This is a genomic window from Tsuneonella sp. HG094 (genome assembly GCF_053819285.1).
This window is the reverse complement of sequence record NZ_JBSORA010000001.1, coordinates 1,950,206-1,970,575: the sequence shown is the minus strand read 5'-3', so window position 1 is coordinate 1,970,575 and position 20,370 is coordinate 1,950,206. Positions and strand designations below refer to the sequence as shown.

Sequence of the window (20,370 nt, the reverse complement as noted above, 5' to 3'; positions counted from 1 at the left end):
TTTCTCATGACTTGATGGCCACCCGGTTTGCCCAGGCGTCGAAGAGTTCAGGCCACTGGCTGAGCGTCTGCTCGGGCGTGCCGAGTCCCCAACCGTGACCGCCGCTGGAAAAGATGTGCAATTCGACCGGCGCGCCCGCGCTCCGCAGCGCCTCGAACAGGGCGATGTTGTGCGCGGGCGGAGTGGTCGGATCGTCGGCCGCCGAGAACAGGATCGTCGGCGGGGCATCCTTCGCGGCGTAGGTGTCGAGCGACCAGGCCGTTTCGGCCGCCGCGTCGGCTTTCTCGCCGATGATCTCCTTGCGTGTGCGGGTGTCGAACTGCTTTTTCAGGCTGACGACCGGGAACAGCAGGACCGCGAAATCGGGGCGTGCGCTGGCGGCTTCGAACTGGTCGTTGCCGGAGTAGAGCGCGCGCGATGGCTGGAGCGCGGTGAACCCCGCGAGATGTCCTCCGGCGGAAAAACCCATGATGCCGATCTTGCCCGGATCGACCCCGAACTCTGCGGCGCGGGTGCGGACGATCTTCATCGCGCGCTGCGCGTCGGCGAACGGGGCAGCCGCTTCCCATCCGTCGTTGGGCAGGCGCGAGATCAGCTCGAACACTGTGTAACCGCGGTTCTGCAGCCAGCGCGCGGCGGGGGTGCTCTCCTTCCAGAGCTGGATGCGGAAATATCCGCCACCGCCGCAGACGATCACCGCGCGGCCGTTGGCCGTGGCGGGGCGATAGACGCGCATCCGCGGGTTCGAGATGTTCGACACCGCGCCGTAACCCGAACCACTGTCGCCGATCTTCTCCGGTCCCTTGACCGAGCCTTTGCCCGGTGGAGTGCCCGACCATAGCGCGATTTCCTCCCACTCGTGGGCATGGACGGGTGCGGTCACGGCCATCGTGGCGGCGGCGCCGGCGAAGCCCAGAGCGCTGCGGCGCGAAAGCGTCATGGCGCGATTTCCTGCGCGGGCGCTTGACCGCCGAGGTCGTGCCGCTCGTGCCGCTCGGAATCGCCTTGGGGAACCGGCAGCGGCGTGCCCCCCATCGCCGCTGCCAGCCGCTCCTTGTCGAGCGCGCCTTCCCACTTGGCGACCACGATGGTCGCGACCGCGTTGCCGATGAAATTGGTGAGCGCGCGGCATTCGCTCATGAAGCGGTCGATGCCGAGGATCAGCGCCATGCCGGCAACCGGCACCGAGGGGATGACCGACAGCGTCGCGGCGAGAATCACGAACCCCGCACCGGTCACGCCCGCAGCGCCCTTCGAACTGACCATCGCGATCAGTACCAGCGCGAGCTGCTCGCTCCACGACAGCTCGATGCCCAGCGCCTGCGCGATAAACAGCGAGGCAAGCGTCATGTAGATGTTGGTGCCGTCGAGATTGAACGAATAGCCGGTCGGCACCACCAGACCGACCACGCTGCGCCGGCAGCCTGCCACCTCGAGCTTTTCCATCAGGTTCGGCAGCGCCGCTTCCGACGAGGACGTACCGAGAACCAGGATCAGCTCTTCCTTGAGGTAGCGGATCAGCGCGAGGATCGAGAATCCGGCGAAGTGCGCGACGAGGCCCAGCACGACCAGCACGAACAGGATCGAGGTGATGTAGAACGTCGCGACGAGGCCCGCGAGGTTTGCCAGCGTGCCTATCCCGAACTGGCCGATCGTGAACGCGATGGCGCCGAAGGCGCCGATCGGTGCTAGTTTCATCAGCATGTGGACGAGCTTGAAGATCACTTCGCCGAACGAGACGAGCGTATCGAACACGAGGTCGCTGCGTGGCCGGGTCAAGGCGATGGCGATGCCCGCGAGTATTGCGACCATCAGCGTCTGCAGGATGCTGCCGCTGGTCACCGACGAGAACAGCGTCGTGGGAATGATCGCGAGCAAGAAGCCGGTGATCGTGGTCTCTTCCGCGGTAGTGGCGTAGTTCGCTACCGCCTCGGCATCCAGAGTGGCTGGATCGATGTTGAGGCCTGCGCCCGGTTGCACGATGTTGGCGACCGCCAAACCGATGATCAGCGCGAGCGTGGAGAAAAACAGGAAGTAACTGAATGCCTTGATCGCGACCGAGCCGACCGCCGAGGTATCGCGCATTCCGGCGATGCCCGTCGCCACAGTCACGAAGATCACCGGAGCGATGATCATCTTGACGAGGTTCACGAACCCGTCGCCGAGTGGCTTAAGGGCGATTCCAGTGTCGGGCAGGAAGTGGCCGAGCAGCGCACCCACGACGATCGCGATGATCACCTGTCCATAAAGCGTGCGATACCATGGTTTGCGCGGCGTTGCCGGGGGCGCGTCTTGTGTCGTAGCGATCTGCACAGTCTCTCCCATGGGTACCGGCTGGCGGTGTCCCTGGAGCGAGGATAGTGTCCTCCCCAACAACTGCAACGCGGGAGCAAGAATGCTCAAAGCTGTTTAAAATGAAAGATATAAATAGGCCAGTCCCGACTTTTTGTGCGATAGTCCGCACAACATCCTTGCCAAATGTGCGAAATTCGACACACTGATATTTGATGCGCTTTCGCGATCGCCTGCCGCCGCTGCGCCGATACATCCTGGCTGGGATCGTCGCCTCGGTTCTGGCGTCCGCCCTGTTCGTCGCGCTCGATCGACGCGCCAGACAATCGGCCATCGCCGAGGCGGAGGCGATCGGCCAGGACGATGCCGCGATCCTCGCGGCCGGTCTGCAGGCGGAACTCGAGAAGTTCACGCTCGCGCCATTGGTTCTTGCCGACGATACGGAAGTTAGCCGGGTCCTTGCGGGCGGTATCGGCGAAGCCGAAATCGCCAGTCTCAATCGCCGGTTCGAAGCGCTGGCGGTCCAGACCAAGGCTGCCGCAATCTACCTGATGGATGCCGACGGGATGACGCTCGCGGCCAGCAACTGGCGATTGCCGACCAGTTTCGTGGGCTCCAATTACCGGTTTCGCCGCTATTTCACGGACGCGCGCCGCGATGGCAGCGCCACCCAGTTCGCGCTCGGCACGGTCAGTCGCAAGCCGGGCCTGTATATCGCACAAGCAGTCCGCGAGGGCGGTCGGATCGTCGGGATCCTCGCGGTGAAGGTCGAATTCGATAGCATCGAACAAAGCTGGCGGGGGGCGACTCCCGGCGTCTTCGTAACCGACCGCGACGGGGTGATCCTGATCACGAGCCGCGATGAGTGGCGCTTTCGCACGACCCGGCCCGACCTTGGTGACCGGCGCGACCACGCACTGGACTTGCGCCAGTTCGGGATCGCAAACCTGCTGCCATTCGATGCGGCGAAGGTCGGGGCCGCGCCATCGTCCGAGGCCGGCCTGATCGATACCGAACAGCCGATCGCACTTCCCGGCTGGCGCCTCCATCTGCTGGTCGACCCGTCGCAGCGTATTGCGGCGGAGGTGGCCAACCTGCGGTTCTGGTCGGTGCTTGCCGTAGCGATCTTTGCTGCTCTGGTCGTCTTGCTCGTATACCTGCGCCGCCAGCGCGCCCAGCGCGCGGAGCGCCTGATCGCCCAGCGGACCCTCGAACTGCGCGAACAACTGGGGCAAGCCAACCGGCTCGCCCTGCTTGGCCAGATCACCGCAGGCGTGGGTCACGAGATCAACCAACCGGTCGCGGCGGCTCGGGTCTATGCCGAGAACGGCGTCCAACTGCTCGACCGGGGGCGGGTGGACGAAGCACGCAGCAACTTCGGGCGCATCATCGGGATCGCCGAACGGATCGGGACGATTACCGGAGAACTCCGCCGGTTCGGACGCCGCACCCCGGCTGACCCGCATCCGGTCCCGGTCGGCCAGCCGATCGATGGCGCGCTTCTTTTGCTTCACGATCGCCTGATCCGCAGCGGAGCCAGTTTGCAGCTGCCGGAAGAAGCCGACCGTACCACCTTCGTCCGCTCGGAAACGATCCGGCTCGAACAGGTGCTCGTGAACCTCTTGCAGAACGCCCTCGATGCGACCGGCGAGGGTGGCACGATTTCGCTGTCGCTGATGGTATCCGGAGACAACTGCCTGCTGGCTGTCCAGGATGACGGTCCCGGCATCGGCGACCTGGGCGAGCGCCTGTTCCAGCCGTTTGCCACCACCAAGGACGGCGGGTTGGGGCTCGGTCTTGTCATCTCGCGCGACATCATGCGCAATCTCGGCGGCGACCTGACGCTCGAGCCGAGCGAGCGAGGAGCCCGCTTCGTGATGCGGATACCGCGCGCATGACCGACGTCCGACCGATCGAAGTCGCGCTGGTTGAGGACGATGAGGTTCTTCGCACCGCGACCGAGCAGGCTCTCACGCTCGAGGGGTTTACCGTCGGCGCATTTCCGGATGCCGAGACTGCTCTGGACGCTGTGACCGCCGAGTTCGAAGGTGTCGTCGTCAGCGACATCCGTATGCCGCGCGTGGATGGTCTGGAATTGTTTGCTCGTCTCTTGGCAATGGATCCCGACCTGCCGGTGATCCTCGTGACGGGACATGGCGACGTGCCGATGGCGGTTGAGGCAATGAAGCGCGGTGCGGCGGACTTCCTGACCAAGCCTTTTGGTACCTCCGCACTGGTCGAGGCGGTCCGGCGCGCTGCGGCGAAACGATCGCTCGTGATCGAGAATCGGCGCCTGCGCGAAGCCTTGCGCGACCGCACCTCGGCAGGCCTGCTCGGAATGTCCGATGCGGTCCAGCGGCTCGACCGGCTCGTCACGCAGGTCGCGCGAACCGACATCGATGTCCACGTCGACGGCGGCCTTGGGATGGGAAAGTCGCACCTCGCCCGGCGCATCCACGAACTGAGCGCCCGGTCGGATCGGCCCCTCGTGACCATCGACACCGGCATCTGGACCCATTCCGATGCGGAGCTGATGGTCTTCGGGCGCGATCGCGCCGCCGGGCTTTCTCGCTCGGGCATGATCGAGCGCGCGCGGGGCGGCACACTGCTGCTCGACGACGTCGAGACGATCCCCGACGAACTGCGTGGCCGGGTGCGCGCCTTGCTCGAGAAGCGGAGCGTCACGGCGATGGGTGCCGACCGACCGCAGACGATCGACGTGCGAATAATCGCGGCGCAAGCTAGCGGAGGGAGTGCTTTCGCCGCAGGTCGCCCGCTTCTCGACCACCTCGGCGGAGTGACGATCTCCATCCCTGCGCTGGACGACCGCCGCGAGGACGTGCCCGCGATCTTCCGCCATTTCGTCGGCGAGTTCGAGCGGGACCTGTCCGCGGCTGCCCCGGTGATCGGTGCAGAGGAATGGTCGTTCCTCGTCCGCCACGACTGGCCCGGTGGCCTGCGCGAACTGCGCGATTTCGCGCGCGCATTCGTACTGGGGCTGAACCGGCCACTGGGGATAGACGCAACGGTGCGCGGCAACGCATCCAGCCTCCGCGAGCTTGTCGCGGGGTTCGAACGGGCGGTGCTCGAAGACGCGCTGAAGCGCGCGGCGGGACGGATCGAAACGGTGCAGACGCTGCTCTCGATCAAGCGCAAGACGCTTTACGAGAAGCTCGCGCGGCATGGCCTTACCCCGCGAGACTTTCGGTAGGGACGACAATTTGCGACAAACCGGTGCTTGCCTCCGCGTAAGCCCTGCGCCGAAGATGGCTGCATTGGAGGATATGCGTGTCCGACTTGCCCACACAGCAGACAATCGCCGTCAGCCGCTTCGGATATGGCGGCAAGCGCGGCATGGCTTTGCCCGGCGATCCGCGGGACTGGCTTGCGGGGCAGCTCGATAGGTTCGATCCGCGGCCGCAGGCGCTGTCAGGACTGCCCGACAGCGTCGCGGGGCTCGCCGCGTTCCGCGAATACAGGATGAACCGGCGCGAGGCGCGGCAGAGCGAGATTGAGGCTGCGGACGCGCCCAAGCAGATCCCCGCCGCGATGGCCGAGGATCGCCATGAACTGCGCCAGATGCTGGTCGGTGCAATGGACGCACGGATCGCGCTCGCCGCCACGACCGATACTCCTTTCGCCGAGCGCCTCGTCCATTTTTGGGCCAATCACTTCGCGGTCTCCACCGACAAGCAGGTCGTCGCCCCGCTGGCCGGACCGTTCGAGGCCGAGGCAATCCGTCCGCACGTGATGGGCCGCTTCGCCGACATGGTGCTCGCTGTGGAGCGGCATCCGGCGATGCTGCTCTACCTCGACCAAGCGACATCGATCGGGCCGAACAGTATGGTCGGCGCGCGGATTGCCGAGCGGGGGCGGCGGCAGGCTGGCCTCAACGAGAACCTGGCGCGCGAGATCATGGAACTGCACACGCTGGGGGTGCGGTCGGGCTACACGCAGACCGATGTGACCGAGTTCGCCCGCGCCCTGACCGGGTGGACCATCGAAGGCGCCGGGCGCGCACCGCAAGGGCCAGGCGGCTTCGTGTTCTTCGACCGGGCCCACGAACCCGGCACCCGCATAATCCTCGGCAAGCAATACCCCGAAGGCGGCGAGGAACAGGCGCGGGCGGTGATTGCCGACCTCGTGGCGCGGCCCGCGACGGCGAGGCACATCGCGACAAAGCTGGCCCGGCATTTCGTCGCCGATGCCCCGCCCGAGACGCTGGTTGCGCGACTGGAGCGGGCGTTCTTGTCGTCCGGCGGCGACCTGCCGACGGTCTATCGCGCGCTGATCGATGCGCCAGAAGCATGGACGGCCGAGCGCACGAAGTTCCTGACCCCGTTCGAGTGGATCGTCGCCTCCCTCCGTGCGACCGGGGTGGGCGGCGGGCGTCCTGGGCAATCGATTCGGATGCTGAACCAGCTCGGCCAGCCGCTCTGGCGACCCGGATCACCGGCAGGGTATGCCGACGTCGCCGATAGCTGGGCGGCACCCGATGCGCTGTTCCGGCGGATCGAGATGGCGCAACAGGTCGCCCAGCGGATCGGCGAATTCGACGCCCGCGCCGCGGCGGGCGAGCTCTATCCCGGTGTCCTGAGCGATACGACCCGCAGCGCCCTCGCGCGCGCCGAAAGCCCGGCACAGGCGACGGCACTGCTCCTGTCCAGCCCGGAGGCGATGTGGCGATGACGATCGACCGGAGGCGGCTGCTCTCGGCGGCAGGAATGGGCGGTCTCGCGCTTGCATGGCCCGGGCTCGCCCTCGCGGCGGCGCAAACCGATCGCCGGCTGGTCTTCGTAATCCAGCGCGGCGCGGCGGACGGGATGGGCATCCTCGCCCCAACCGGCGACCCCGATTTCGAGCGCGTGCGCGGTGCGCTGGCGCAAGGCTACGACGGCGGCACGAAGCTGGGCAGCGACTTCACCCTCCATCCTGCGATGGTGCGGGCGGGGGCGCTCTACAGCGCGGGCCAGTTCCTCCCAATCCACGCCGTCGCCACCGCTTATCGAGAACGATCGCACTTCGATGCACAGAACCTGCTCGAAGGCGGTGGGGTGCGACCCTTCGAGCGTGCCGACGGCTGGCTCAACCGCCTCGTTGGCCTCTTGCCCGGAGACGGCGGAAAGGGTCTCGCTATCGCGCCCACGCTGCCGCTGGCGCTGCGCGGCAAGAGCGAGGCGACGTCCTACGCGCCTTCGCGGCTGCCAGACCCCGATGCCGATCTCCTGCAGCGTGTGTCGTCGCTCTACGAAAGCGACAGCCGCCTCTACGCCTTGTGGGCCGAGGCGCTGCGGACACGCACCGTCGCGGCCGGGCTGGGCGAAGCGGAGCAGGGCGGTGGCCGCGCGCTCGCCAGACTGGCAGCGCAGTTCCTCTCCGCCGATGCGGGCGCACGGGTGGCGATGATCGAGACCAATGGCTGGGACACGCACAACGCGCAGCCCGCGCGGCTTGCAGCCCAACTCCGCGGGCTCGACGCGATGCTGGGCGAACTGCACGATGGACTCGGGTCGCGATGGGCCGATACGCTCGTGATCGTGGCGACCGAGTTCGGCCGCACCGCGCGGGTCAACGGCACGGTGGGCACCGATCACGGCACCGCCTCGCTCGCCATGCTGGCGGGCGGGACGGTCAAGGGCGGGCGTGTCGTCGCCGACTGGCCGGGGTTATCGACAGCCGCGCTGTTCGAGGACCGCGACCTCAAGCCGACGACCGACCTCGAGAGCGTGATCGCGAACGCGGTGTCCGCGCATTTCGGCTTCGATCCTGCTCAGGCTGGGAGAGTGCTGTTCCCCGGCCGCGCGCTCAGGAGTTTCGGCCAGACGCTCGTCACCTGATGCCCTTCAGCCGGTCTGCGGGTGGTTGGCGACGAGGTCGTCGACCACGGAAGGATCCGCCAGCGTCGAGGTGTCGCCTAGGTTCGAGAAATCGTTCTCGCCGATCTTGCGCAGGATACGGCGCATGATCTTGCCCGAGCGGGTCTTGGGCAGGCCGGGCGCGAACTGGATCACGTCGGGCGTCGCGATCGGACCAATCTCCTGCCGCACCCATTTGACAAGCTCGGCCCGCAGGGCCTCGCTGGTCTCTACCCCTGCGTTGGTGGTAACGAAGGCATAGATGCCCTGGCCCTTGATCTCGTGCGGCATCCCGACGACCGCGGCTTCGGCGACATCGTGGTGTGCAACCAGCGCGCTCTCGATCTCGGCCGTTCCCATGCGGTGGCCGCTGACGTTGATCACGTCGTCGATACGCCCGGTGATCCAGTAATAGCCGTCCTCGTCGCGGCGGCATCCGTCTCCGGTGAAGTACTTGCCCGGAAAGGTCGTGAAGTAGGTCTGGAAGAACCGCTCGTGATCGCCGTAAACGGTGCGCATTTGACCGGGCCAGCTGTCCTCGATGACGAGGCACCCGTCGCCCGCACCCTCAATCCGCTCGCCCTCGTTCGTGAGAAGCGCGGGTTTCACGCCGAAGAACGGGCGGCTCGCCGAGCCGGGCTTCAGCGCGGTGGCACCGGGCAGGGGCGTGATCATCGCCGCGCCGGTTTCGGTCTGCCACCAGGTATCGACGATCGGGCAGCGCCCTTCGCCGACGACGCGGTGATACCACTCCCACGCCTCCGGGTTGATCGGCTCGCCGACCGAACCGAGCAGGCGCAACGACTTGCGGCTGGTCTTCGAGACCCACTCGTCGCCTTCGCGCATCAGCGCGCGGAGCGCGGTGGGAGCGCCGTAGAAGATTTCGACGCCAAACTTGTCGACCACCTGCCAGAAACGGCTCGGATCGGGCCAGTTGGGCACGCCTTCGAACATCACTGTCGTCGCGCCGTTCATCAGCGGTCCGTAGACGACATAGCTGTGCCCGGTGACCCAGCCCACGTCGGCCGCGCACCAGTAGATCTGCCCGGGGCGATAATCGAACACGTACTGGTGCGTCATCGACGCCCAGACCGAATAGCCGCCGGTGGTGTGGAGCACGCCCTTGGGCTTGCCGGTGGACCCGCTGGTGTAGAGGATGAACAGCGGGTCTTCCGCGTTCATCTCCTCGGGCGGGCAGTCGGCGGACGCGGCGGCGACCGCTTCGTGCCAGTCGAGATCGCGGCCCGCGGCCATCGGCACGTCCGCGCCAGTCCGCTTGAGCACGATCACCTTGGAAACGCCGGGACATTGCACGAGGGCGGCATCGACATTGGCCTTGAGCGGTACCTTCTTGCCGCCGCGCAGTCCTTCGTCGGCCGTTATGACGATGTTCGAATCGCAGTCCTGGATGCGGCCCGCGAGTGCATCGGGTGAAAAGCCCGCAAAGACGATCGAATGGACCGCGCCGATACGCGCGCAGGCAAGCATCGCGACGGCCGCTTCGGGCACCATCGGCAGGTAAAGCGTGACCCGGTCACCGCGCCTAGCGCCCGCATCCTTCAGCACATTGGCGAAGCGGCAGACGTCGGAGTGGAGTTCGCGGTAGGTGATCGTGCGGTGCGCGTCAGCCGGATCATCGGGTTCCCACAGGATCGCAGGCGTGTCGCCGCGCTCCGCAAGGTGGCGGTCGAGGCAGTTGGCGGCGAGGTTCAGCGTTCCGTCGGCGAACCAGCGGATGCGGAAGTCGGCCTCGTCGAACGAAGTGTCCTTGACCTCGGTGAACGGCCTGATCCAGTCGAGACGCTGGCCATGCTCCGCCCAGAATGCGTCCGGGTCGGCGACGGAGCGGGCGTACCAGTCGCGGTAGCGGGCGTCATCGACCAGCGCTCCTTGCGCCCATTCCGCCGGTACCGGATAGATTTCCTGGCTCACGCGCTGGCTCCTCGCTTCCTCTTCGGCTCGGTCCCTAGCCAGCGTGGGAGGGGGGACACAACTGATTTGGTGTGGCCGTTTGGTGGAGTTACGCTGCGCCAAGGTAGAGCGCCGCGAGTGCCGCGAGGAAGCTTGCCACGGTGGCGCACACCACCGGGGTCGCCGCGCGCCAGCCCAGTTCCATGATTCGCGTCATGTCCGATCGCATGGCGGTCGCGATCACCGCGAACAGCAACAGCGCCTTCGAGGCGCTCATCGTGATCGACTGGACGACCGCCGGGACAGCCCCGGTGCTGTTGATCGCAACCAGACCGACGAAGCCGACGATGAACCACGGCAGGGTGATCCGCCGCCACATCGGCTGGCGCACGTCGACCGCGGAATTGCCGATCCACAACGCGACGAGGATCATTACCGGGCCGAGCAACGCGACCCGGGACAGCTTGATGATCGTCGCCTCTGCACCGGCCGCGTCAGAATAGGTGAACCCGCCGCCGATCGCCTGTGCGACGTCGTGGATCGATGCACCGATCAGGAACCCCGCCTCGTTGTCGGTGAGGCCCAGTTCTCCTGCGATGGCCGGATAGAGCGACATTGCTAGCGCACTCGCGAGACTGACCCCGACCAAAGTCATCGCGAACTGCGCCTGGTTCAGCCGGTCGCGGCCGATGATGCCATACAGCGCTAGCGCCGCACTCGCACCGCAGATCGCCGTAGCACCGCCCGCAAGGATCCCCGCATAGCGAGACTGTCCCGAAACCGCTGCGCCCCCTACCCCGGCCGCGAACGCCACCAGCATTACCGCGACCAGCGCGGCGAACGGCCACGGCCCCAGCGCGGCGACCTGTGCCAGCGTTACCTGAAAGCCGAGGGCGACGATCCCCAAGCGCAGGCAGGTGCGCGAGGCGAAATCCAGCCCGGCGTGCGTTCCCGGTTCGCGCGCGACGAAATTGAGCGCGAGGCCGATGAGCAGGCCGAGGAGGATGATCGGGAAGCCGTAATGCTCGGCCAGCCACGCCGCCGTCCCGGCGGTAACGCCGACCACTGCCAGTCCGGGCAGGTACCGTCCTAGACGCTTTGCTGCGCTGAGGCGCTCGGGCTCGATCGCCGGGGCGCGCTCGGCGAGGTAGATTTCGCCGAACAGGTCGCCGCCATAGGGCAGCGCATCCCAGTCGATGGGTCTGCCAGCGCCTGCTTGTCGGGACCGTTCCTCCATCGGGCCGCTCTAGGGCGAACGGGTCGCCATGTCACCGCAGGGGCGGCGATTGCTGTTGGCAGCGGCTATCCCTACCACCGGACGCATGACCGGCCGCGCGAACGATCCGATCTACGACGTTGCCGTGATCGGCGGCGGGGTGAACGGCTGCGGGATTGCCCGCGATGCGACGGGGCGGGGGGTATCGGTCCTGCTGCTCGAAGCGGGCGATCTTGCCAGCGGCACCTCTTCGAAGTCGACCAAGCTGATCCACGGTGGCCTACGCTATCTCGAGCATTACGAGTTCGGCCTTGTGCGCGAGAGCCTGTCGGAACGCGAGCGGCTACTCGCCATCGCGCCGCACATTGCCTGGCCGCTGCGCTTCGTGCTGCCGCACGTGCCCGGGCTGCGGCCGCGTTGGCTCGTGCGGGCAGGCCTGTTTCTTTACGACCATATCGGCGGGCGCCGGCGTTTGCCGGATACCGAGACGATCGCGCTCGGCAGGCATCCGGCAGGCGCGCCGCTTAAGCCGGAATTCGCGCAAGCATTTATCTATTCAGACTGCTGGGTCGACGATGCGCGGCTGGTGGTGCTCAACGCGCGCGATGCGGCGGATCGCGGGGCCGAAGTGCGCACCCGCTGCCGGGTTGTCGGATTCCGGCGCGAGGGGGACATATGGTACATAAAGGCGGGCGAGGACGCTTTCCGTGCCCGGGCGATCGTGAATGCCTCCGGACCGGCGGTGCTCGATGTCCTCGCCGCGAGCGACCTCAAGCCCGACCGCGGTATGCGGCTGGTTCGCGGGTCGCACATCGTCGTGCGTCGGCTGTTCGATCACGCGTATGCCTATTTTTTCCAGCTTACCGATGGGCGGATATTCTTCGCAATCCCCTACGAGCAGGATTTCACGCTGATCGGGACCACCGATGTCGACCATCGCGGCGGTCCGATCGAGCCGAGCGCGGACGAGGTCGAATACCTGTGTGACGGGGCGAGCCGGTTTTTCCGCAAGGCGGTGACCCCGGCGGACGTCGTCTGGCAGTTCGCGGGCGTGCGCCCCTTGTTGGACGACGGGTCCGGACGCCCCGAGGCGGCGACGCGCGGGTACGAGCTCGATCTGTCGCATGAAGGCGAGGGGGCACCGCTGCTCACCATCTACGGCGGCAAGATCACCACCTATCGCCATCTCGCCGCCGAGGCGGTCGAGCTGCTCGCGGACCGCTTGCCGGCGTTGAAGGGCTTGGACTGGACTGACACCGAGCCACTTCCCGGGGGCGACTTTCCTCCCGAGGACGCGCAGGAACTCGAAGCGCAACTGAGCAAAGAGTATCCGTTTCTCCGTAGCGCCGCCCACAGGCTCATACGCGCCTATGGCACGACGGCGTTCTCGATCTTCGACGGAGTTCGCAGACTAGCCGATTGCGGCGAGAATTTCGGGCATGGGCTGACGGCCCGCGAAGTGCGGCACCTTGTAACGCGCGAGTGGGCGCGTAATGGGGAGGACGTGCTATGGAGGCGCACCAAGCTGGGCCTGCGCTTCTCGCCCGGCGAAGCGACGCGGCTTGATGAATACGTGAAGGAATGCCTTAATTGATCACCCGCATCGTTGCCATCGGCGGCACGGTTAGCCTCAACAGTTCGACCGAGCAGGCGCTCCGCGTTGCAGCGGACGTCGCCCAAACGGAGGGCGCGGACGTCACCGTGTTCGGCGGCGACTACCTGCGCGCGCTGCCGCATTATCGGGGCGAGGGCTACGGGATCGAGGACGGCGCCGAACTGGTGGAGGCAGTGCGGCAGGCGGACGGGATCATCGTCGCCGCGCCGGGTTACCACGGGACGATCTCAGGCCTAGTCAAGAATGCGCTCGATTACCTTGAGGACCTTGCGCACGATGCGCGGCCCTATCTCGACGGGCGCGCTGTGGGCTTGATCGCCACCGCATACGGCGACCAGGCGACGATGAGCACGATCCAGACCATGCGCAGCATCGTCCACGCGCTGCGCGGCTGGCCGACACCGATGGCGGCGACGCTGAAGGTCGAGCGCGGAATGTTCTCTGCCGAGGGCGTATGCATCGACGATCGCGCACGTGCGCAGTTGCAGCTTGTCGGCGAGCAAACCTGGCGCGGTGCGCGGGCGCTCGCCGCGACGGAAGATTAGACCGCCTTTGTATCGAGCCAGCGGGCGAGCGAAACGCCCAGCGCAATAAGCGGCGGAACCAGGACGATCGAAAGGGCAACCTTGGCGAGCACCTGTCCGATCAGCAGGTTGCCGATGTCGAACTCGCCATAGAACGCCAAGGTGATGAAGATCACCGAATCGATGGCCTGGCTCAGGGCCGAGGCGATCGCGCCGCGGACCATGATGCCGAGCGTCCCGCTCTCCCCGCTACCGCGCAGGCGCGAGAAGATCCAGACGTTGAGAAGCAGGGACACGATGTAGGCGGCGGGCCCCGCCATCCACACGCGCCAGAGCTGCGAGTGGACGCGCTCGAACGCGGTCAGGTCGTCGGCGCGGAACTGGACCATCTCTGACGATGCGGGCAGCGCGAGCACGAGTTGCATGAGCAGCGACGAGACGAGCAGCGGCAGGAAGCCCCACCAGACGAGTTGGCGCGCCCGTGCGTCGCCATAAAGCTGCGCCACCGTGCTCGAGATCACGACCAGCAGCAGGAAGGCGAAGATTCCCGATTCCACCGCGAGATTGGTCGGCCACAGCGCAACCTGCTTGTAGGCCATCACGCCCGCCAGCACGGTCATGCCGCCGTAAAGCAAAAGGTAGACGAACAGCGCGCGCGGCACTGGCAGCGCGGTGGATTGTGAAGGAGCGGCTTCGGTCATGCCGCGCGGTTTGGCACTGGCCCTGCGAAAAGAAAAGCGGTGCAACAGGCGCTTGCGAAGTTGGCTGTGGGAACCCAAAAGAACCCGCCGCGCCGCGGGCGCGAATCCGGTTTCAATCGCAACCGGGTGCCACTATGCGGGGAATCCATGCCGCCAGTCGTTGCCAGCCTCCTCGGAATCGTCGCGATCCTTGCCATCGCGTTCGTGCTTTCCAATGCGAAGCGCAAGATCAGTCTGCGTATCGTCGGATCGGCGTTCGCGCTGCAGGCGATCATCGCGCTGATCGTCTTGCGGACTCCTTGGGGTGTCGCCGGGATCCAGGGCATGTCTAATGGCGTCTCGGCGCTGCTGAGCTACGCCAACGAGGGCACCGCGTTCCTGTTCGGTGCCGACAATCCGCTCGCGAACACCTTCGCGTTGGGTGCACTGCCGGTCATCGTGTTCTTCGCCGCGCTGGTGTCGATCCTCTACCACCTCGGCATCATGCAGAAGCTGGTTCGCTGGCTGGGCGGGGCGATCGGCTGGATTACCGGTGTCAGCCGGGTCGAGGCGCTGGGTGCAGCGGCGAACATCTTCGTCGGCCAGTCGGAAAGCCCGCTGGTCGTGCGTCCCTACCTTGCCGGACTCGCACCGAGTCGGCTGTTCTGCCTGATGGTGGTCGGCATGGCGGGTGTCGCAGGCACGATCCTGGCGGCCTATGCCGAACTGCTTGGCAAGGAGTACCTGCCGTTTCTGCTTGCTGCCGCGTTCATGTCGGCTCCCGGCGGCATCCTGATGGCCAAGATCATCATGCCCGATGTCGACGAGCCGGCCCCCGCCGCCGAAGGCAAGATCGAGTTGCCGGAAGCGCGAATAAGCGCCGAAGGTCCGGGCGCGCTGGTCGAGGCCGGTCGCCCGCACGAGGTCGAACTCGCCGAAACGTTCGAGGAAGGGCAGAAGCCCGCCAACGTGATCGAGGCTGCCGCGCAGGGCGCGCAGACCGGCGTGAAACTCGCTGTCGCGGTCGGCGCGATGGTGCTGGCGTTCGTCGCGCTGGTGGCGCTCGCCAACGGCATACTCGGAGGGATCGGCAACTTGCTCGGCTTCGAGAACTGGAGCTTCCAGGCAGCCCTCGGCGTGCTGTTCGCGCCGGTCATGTTCCTCATCGGCGTGCCGTGGGACCAGGCACCGGTCGCGGGTGGCCTGTTCGGGACCAAGGTCGTGCTCAACGAGTTCGTCGCCTTCATCGACCTCGGGCAGATCAGCGCTACCGCGCTCGACGATCGCAGCCGTGCGATCGTGACGTTTGCATTGTGCGGGTTCGCCAACTTCTCCTCGATCGCGATCCAGATGGCGGTGACGGGCGGCCTCGCCCCCGACCAGCGCCCCGTGATTGCCCGTCTCGGCCTCAAGGCGCTTGCCGCCGGGTCGCTGTCCAACCTGATGAGCGCCGCGCTCGCCGGCCTGTTCCTGCCTTACTGAGTTTGCCGCAATGTCCGAAATCGCATCCGTCTCGATCGCCCGCCCGCTTGCCGAAGTCGCCGACGAACTCGGCCGCTCGTTCCGCGAGTACGGTTTCGCCGTCATCCGCGACCACGGCATCCCGGCGGACCTGATCGCAAAGGCCGAGGCACTGTCCAAGGCGTTCTTCGCGCTGCCCGAGGACGTGAAGAAGGCCTACAAGATCGAAGGTGGCGGCGGCGCGCGCGGGTACACTCCGTTCGGGGTCGAGCGCGCCAAGGATGCCGAGGTCCACGACCTCAAGGAGTTTTGGCACGTCGGCCGCGAACTGCCCGAGGGGCATCCGCTGGCCGAGTACATGGCCGCCAACGTCTGGCCGTCGGAGATCGCCGACTTCCGCGAGACGTTCAGTGCACTCTATTCCGCCTTTGAAAAGGCCGGAGAGCGCGTGCTCGAGGCGATCGCGCTCCACCTCGGTCTCGACCGGCACTTTTTCACGCCTACGGTCGAGGATGGCAACTCGGTCATGCGGCTGTTGCACTATCCCCCGCTCGACGGTCCCCATGCCGAAGGCGCGATCCGCGCGGCAGCGCACGGTGACATCAACACCATCACCCTGCTCCTTGGCGCCGAGGAAGCCGGGCTCGAGCTGCTGACCGCGAGTGGCGAGTGGAAGGCGGTCGACACCCCCGATGGCGCACTGGTGGTCAATATCGGCGATATGCTCGACCGGCTGACCAACCACCGGCTCAAATCGACCCAGCACCGCGTGGTCAACCCCAAGGGTGAGGCGGCTTATCGCAGCCGCTACTCCATGCCGTTCTTCCTCCACTTTCGGCCCGACTTCACGATCGAGACGCTGGACAGCTGCATCGACCCCGCGAATCCGGACGCCCATCCGGAGCCAATTTCGAGCCACGAGTTCCTCCAGCAACGGCTGCGCGAGATCAATCTCGCCTGATTCGCTGCAGCGGTGAGGGTGGCGACCGACCCAATCCAAGTTTGTCGCGCGATGTTGCATTGCCGCAACACAAATTAGTTGTGCTAAATCATAGCTTTATTAGGCGGTCGGCGGGACGAGGGTAGCTCCGTGGGCCGCTGTCACACCTTCGTAACAGAAGAGACTTTTGGCCGCCGCAGGAAGTTCCTATCGGGCCTCTCAGGGGTCTCTCCGCTTCTTCGACAATTTTCGTTCTACTCCTCTCCAAGGGATCGTTCGCTCATGAAGCTCAAGTATCTGCTGGCCGCGAGTGTCGTCAGCCTGTCCGCCACCGCCATCCTGCCCGCGCCTGTCATGGCGCAGCAGATCACCTCGGGCATCGAAGGCACCGTCAACGACGCCGACGGCAACCCGCTCGGCGGCGCCACCGTGACCATTACCGACACGCGCACCGGCGCTCAGCGCACGATCACCACGGATGCCGAAGGGCGCTTCGCCGCGAGTGGGCTTGTCACCGGCGGTCCGTACTCGGTCGCCGCAACGGCAAACGGTTACGAGGGCCAGACGGTCGAAGGCATTCAGACAACCCTGCAGGGCAACACCGGCCTCACCTTCACCCTTTCGGCAGGCGGCGGTGAGATCGTCGTCACCGGTTCGCGCGTGCAGGTCACGCAGCTTGCGGTCGGGCCGGGCACCTCGTTCACGGCCGAAGTGCTGGAGAATGCTCCGACGTTCAATCGCGACATTCGCGACATCATCCGCATCGATCCGCGCGTCAGCCTCGACCGCGACGACGGCGGTTCGGGCCAGGATCGCATCAGTTGCCTTGGCGGCAACGATCGCGGCAACGCCTTCACCGTCGACGGCATCAGCCAGGGCGACGTGTACGGGCTCAACGACACCGGCTTTTCTTCGCGTTCGTCGACCCCTTTGCCCTACGACGCGATCCGCGAAACGCAGGTCCAGTTCGCTCCGTTCGACGTTGATTACGGCAACTTCACCGGGTGTGCGATCAACGTCGTGACCAAGTCGGGCACCAACGATTACAAGGTCGGCGGCTTCTTCGAGTACTCGGACAGCGGGATGCGTGCGAGCAGCTTTGACGACCGCGGCGTTATCAAGCCGGTCCCGCCGATCGAGCCCGAAAAGCGCTGGGGCGCGTATCTGGGCGGCCCGATCATCAAGGATCGTCTGTTCATCTTCGGTGCCTACGAGCATCAGGAAGCCGGCCAGTCGCAGGATGACGGGCCGAACGGCGCCAACTATCCGAACAGCGCCGCCGGCGTTTCGGTTGCCCAGTTCAACCAGATTTCGGAAGTTCTCAAGCGCGTCTACGGGATCGACACTGGCCCGCTCGTCACGAGCCGTCCTTACAAGAACGATCGCTATTTCGTTCGCGGCGACTTCCAGATCACCGACAATCACCGTCTGGAAGGCACGTACCAGCACCTCGAGGAATCGACGACGCGTCCGGGCGACCTTGCGCTGACGGGGACCTTCTCGCCGATCATCGTCGGCCAGAACTCGTTCCTCCTCAGCGGGACCAAGTCCGACTACTATTCGGGCCGCCTGTTCTCGCAGTGGAACGATACGATTTCCACCGAACTGCGCTATTCGCGTTCGGAAGTGCAGGATATCCAGGATCCTGTCGGTGGCGGTGAAGCCCAGTCGGATAACCCGATCCCGCGCATTATCGTCGGCATCGACAATCCGGGAACCATCGCGGACGGTGCGGTCGCCGCCGGCCCCGATTTCTCGCGTTCGGCCAACGACCTGAAGACGACGCTGGAACAATACCGCGGTGTCCTCAACGTCGATCTTGGGGCGCATCGCTTGAAGTTCGGTACGGAAGTGAACCGGGTGAAGCTGTTCAACCTGTTCGTGCAGAATGCGACCGCAACGTTGAACTTCCGCAATATCGCGGATCTCGAGCAGGGTCTGCTTTCGCCGGGTACCGGCAACTTCAACACGACCAACAGCCCCGCGAACGTCGTCTCGGGGGCGGTCGAAGGAGCGTTCGGCAACTTCTCGTCGACCGGCGACATCTTCGACGCAGCGGCCGATTTCAAGCGCACGATCTATTCCGTCTTTGCGCAGGACGAATGGGAAGTGAGCGATGCGCTCAAGGCCGTCGCTGGTGTTCGCGTCGACTGGTACGACGGTGGTCGCCCCAAGCTCAATTCGAACTACTTGGCCCGTTACGGCTTCTCGAACCGGTCAAGCTTCAGCAACCTCCCGCCGGTTATCATGCCGCGGTTGGCGCTGACCTGGGATGTGAACGACTTCGCGGTGTTCACCCGTCCGCAGCTTCGCGGCGGTGTCGGCATCTTCTCGGGCGGCGATCCGCTGGTCTGGTTTGGCAACGCGTTCCAGAACGACGGTTTCGGGTTCGCGCAGGGCACCACGCAGGATGCCGGTTGCGCTGCCGGACAGATCGATGTGGTGGTCAACGGCCAGTTCACCGGCGTGCCCCAGTGCATCGTCAATTCGGCGGCCAACTCCGCCGCGCGCGGCCTGGGTGATACCCAGTCGATCGATCCGAACATCAAGTCGCCGACGGTGCTGCGTGCGAACATCGGTTTCGCGACCGGGCTCGATTTCGCGCCCTCCGGCTTCTTCAGCAACTGGAAGCTGAACCTCGACTACATCTACAGCAAGTATCGCGATCCCTTCACGATCGTCGATCTCGCTGCGGTTCCGGCATCGACCGGCGGAACGGGGACGAACAACGCGACGCCGATCGGCATCGCGGGGTTCACGATCGACGGTCGCCCGATCTATCGTTCGATCGATCCGACGGTGGCGGGTTGTACAGCGCGTCTGATCGATATCACTCCGACCCCGGTTTATAACGGCGTGAATGCTGCGTGCTTCAACACGCAGCGCGATGACGAGCTCATGCTGACCAACGCGGGCAGCTTCCGCAGCCACATCGCTTCGGCAATCCTGTCGAAGAACTTCGACGGCGGCATCATCACCAAGGGCGGCAGCACGTTCTTCAGCCTTGGGTATGCGTACACCGACGCGCAGGATCGCCGTTCGATGTACAACTCGACCGCAGGTTCGAACTACGACAACTCGGCCGCCTTCGACCGTCAGAACCCGGTGCCGTCGCGGGGCTACTACGAAAGCCGCCACAACATCTCGGTGCAGACCTCCTTCCGGGAGGAGTTCTTCAGCGACCTCTCGACGCGCCTGGGAATCACCTTCGTGGCCCGCTCGGGTCGGCCGTACAGCCTGACCTTCTCGGGCACGGGCCTGTTCGGCGACAGCGTCTCGGGTTCGGACAATGCGCTAGTCTATCTGCCGACCGGTGTGACCGATCCGAATATCTCGCCGACGTCCAACATGGCTGCCGTGCAGTCGCTGGTGGATTTCGCGAATGGCCTCAAGTGCGCCAAGCCCTACATCGGCACGACTATCCCGCGGAATACCTGCACCAACAACTGGTATTACGACATGGATCTGTCGTTCTCGCAGGAACTTCCGGGACCGGGCCGCTTCTTCGGACGCGACGACAAGATCAAGCTCTACGCCACGGTCGACAACTTCCTGAACCTGCTCGACAAGAGCTGGAACCTGCAGCGCCGTCGTGACTTTGCTGCGCGCCAGGACATCGCGTCTCTCGCTGCGACCCCGGTCGACGCGCAGGGCCGGTACATCTTCACGGCTTCGCCCAACGGGCAGGGCCTGTCGACGTTCGTGAACGACAACTTCGTGAACATCAGTTCGTCCGCATGGCGCCTGAAGGTCGGCGTGAGCTACGACTTCTAATCCGACGTTCAACGTCGAATCCTCGGCGGCGCTCCTTCGCGGGAGCGCCGCCGTTCGTTTTGCGGACTTGCGGAACGGCTGAGACGCGCGCACCGTTGGAAG

14 protein-coding genes are annotated in these 20,370 nt (G+C 65.6%); 9 read left to right on the top strand and 5 right to left on the bottom strand.

What is annotated here, in order from left to right; all coding sequences use genetic code 11:
* Positions 1 to 4: 4 nt before the first annotated feature.
* Entirely contained in the window at positions 5 to 940 is a 936-nt protein-coding gene (locus ACWPMX_RS09845; RefSeq protein WP_455699845.1) for an alpha/beta hydrolase, read from the bottom strand.
* Complete coding sequence (locus ACWPMX_RS09840; RefSeq protein WP_455699844.1) at positions 937 to 2,325, bottom strand: dicarboxylate/amino acid:cation symporter; 1,389 nt, start codon at positions 2,323 to 2,325, stop codon at positions 937 to 939. Before ACWPMX_RS09840 ends, ACWPMX_RS09845 begins: the two co-directional genes overlap by 4 nt.
* A 182-nt stretch (positions 2,326 to 2,507) precedes the next feature.
* Between ACWPMX_RS09840 and ACWPMX_RS09835 the strand changes: the two genes are divergently transcribed.
* The 4 genes from ACWPMX_RS09835 (at position 2,508) to ACWPMX_RS09820 (ending at position 8,129) form a co-directional block, all read left to right on the top strand.
* Positions 2,508 to 4,190, top strand: coding sequence for a sensor histidine kinase (locus ACWPMX_RS09835; protein WP_455699843.1), 1,683 nt, complete (start codon positions 2,508 to 2,510; stop codon positions 4,188 to 4,190).
* Positions 4,187 to 5,503 carry a sigma-54-dependent transcriptional regulator gene (locus ACWPMX_RS09830; RefSeq protein ID WP_455699842.1) on the top strand — a complete coding sequence of 439 codons (1,317 nt, stop codon included), beginning with the start codon at positions 4,187 to 4,189 and terminating at the stop codon, positions 5,501 to 5,503. The genes ACWPMX_RS09835 and ACWPMX_RS09830 overlap by 4 nt, the downstream gene beginning before the upstream one ends.
* Positions 5,504 to 5,580: 77 nt before the next feature.
* Positions 5,581 to 6,981, top strand: a complete 1,401-nt coding sequence (locus tag ACWPMX_RS09825; protein WP_455699841.1) for a DUF1800 domain-containing protein — start codon at positions 5,581 to 5,583, stop codon at positions 6,979 to 6,981.
* A complete protein-coding gene (locus ACWPMX_RS09820) occupies positions 6,978 to 8,129 on the top strand; it encodes a DUF1501 domain-containing protein (RefSeq protein WP_455699840.1) in 1,152 nt (383 codons plus the stop codon). The genes ACWPMX_RS09825 and ACWPMX_RS09820 overlap by 4 nt, the downstream gene beginning before the upstream one ends.
* A 6-nt stretch (positions 8,130 to 8,135) precedes the next feature.
* Here the strand turns inward: ACWPMX_RS09820 and acs are convergent, their stop codons facing one another.
* Both acs and ACWPMX_RS09810 read right to left on the bottom strand, forming a co-directional pair.
* A complete protein-coding gene (gene acs, locus ACWPMX_RS09815) occupies positions 8,136 to 10,079 on the bottom strand; it encodes an acetate--CoA ligase (protein ID WP_455699839.1) in 1,944 nt (647 codons plus the stop codon).
* 88 nt (positions 10,080 to 10,167) lie between these two features.
* Complete coding sequence (locus ACWPMX_RS09810) at positions 10,168 to 11,295, bottom strand: YeiH family protein (RefSeq protein ID WP_455699838.1); 1,128 nt, start codon at positions 11,293 to 11,295, stop codon at positions 10,168 to 10,170.
* 85 nt (positions 11,296 to 11,380) lie between these two features.
* Here ACWPMX_RS09810 and ACWPMX_RS09805 point away from each other — a divergent pair, with 85 nt between their 5' ends.
* Together ACWPMX_RS09805 and ACWPMX_RS09800 are read left to right on the top strand one after the other, a co-directional pair.
* Complete coding sequence (locus ACWPMX_RS09805) at positions 11,381 to 12,868, top strand: glycerol-3-phosphate dehydrogenase (protein WP_455700762.1); 1,488 nt, start codon at positions 11,381 to 11,383, stop codon at positions 12,866 to 12,868.
* Positions 12,865 to 13,434, top strand: coding sequence for an NADPH-dependent FMN reductase (locus ACWPMX_RS09800; RefSeq protein WP_455699837.1), 570 nt, complete (start codon positions 12,865 to 12,867; stop codon positions 13,432 to 13,434). The genes ACWPMX_RS09805 and ACWPMX_RS09800 overlap by 4 nt, the downstream gene beginning before the upstream one ends.
* Here the strand turns inward: ACWPMX_RS09800 and ACWPMX_RS09795 are convergent.
* Complete coding sequence (locus tag ACWPMX_RS09795; protein WP_455699836.1) at positions 13,431 to 14,114, bottom strand: queuosine precursor transporter; 684 nt, start codon at positions 14,112 to 14,114, stop codon at positions 13,431 to 13,433. The genes ACWPMX_RS09800 and ACWPMX_RS09795 overlap by 4 nt on opposite strands.
* A gap of 147 nt (positions 14,115 to 14,261) precedes the next feature.
* Here ACWPMX_RS09795 and ACWPMX_RS09790 point away from each other — a divergent pair, with 147 nt between their 5' ends.
* The 3 genes from ACWPMX_RS09790 to ACWPMX_RS09780 all read left to right on the top strand — a co-directional run bounded on the left by ACWPMX_RS09790 (position 14,262) and on the right by ACWPMX_RS09780 (position 20,268).
* Positions 14,262 to 15,575: a NupC/NupG family nucleoside CNT transporter gene (locus ACWPMX_RS09790; protein ID WP_455699835.1), complete on the top strand. Its 1,314-nt coding sequence runs from the start codon at positions 14,262 to 14,264 to the stop codon at positions 15,573 to 15,575.
* Between the two features lie 10 nt (positions 15,576 to 15,585).
* The gene (locus ACWPMX_RS09785) at positions 15,586 to 16,515 is read left to right on the top strand and encodes an isopenicillin N synthase family dioxygenase (protein ID WP_455699834.1); all 930 of its coding nucleotides are present in this window, start codon (positions 15,586 to 15,588) and stop codon (positions 16,513 to 16,515) included.
* 261 nt (positions 16,516 to 16,776) lie between these two features.
* Entirely contained in the window at positions 16,777 to 20,268 is a 3,492-nt protein-coding gene (locus ACWPMX_RS09780; RefSeq protein ID WP_455699833.1) for a TonB-dependent receptor, read from the top strand.
* Positions 20,269 to 20,370 lie beyond the last annotated feature (102 nt).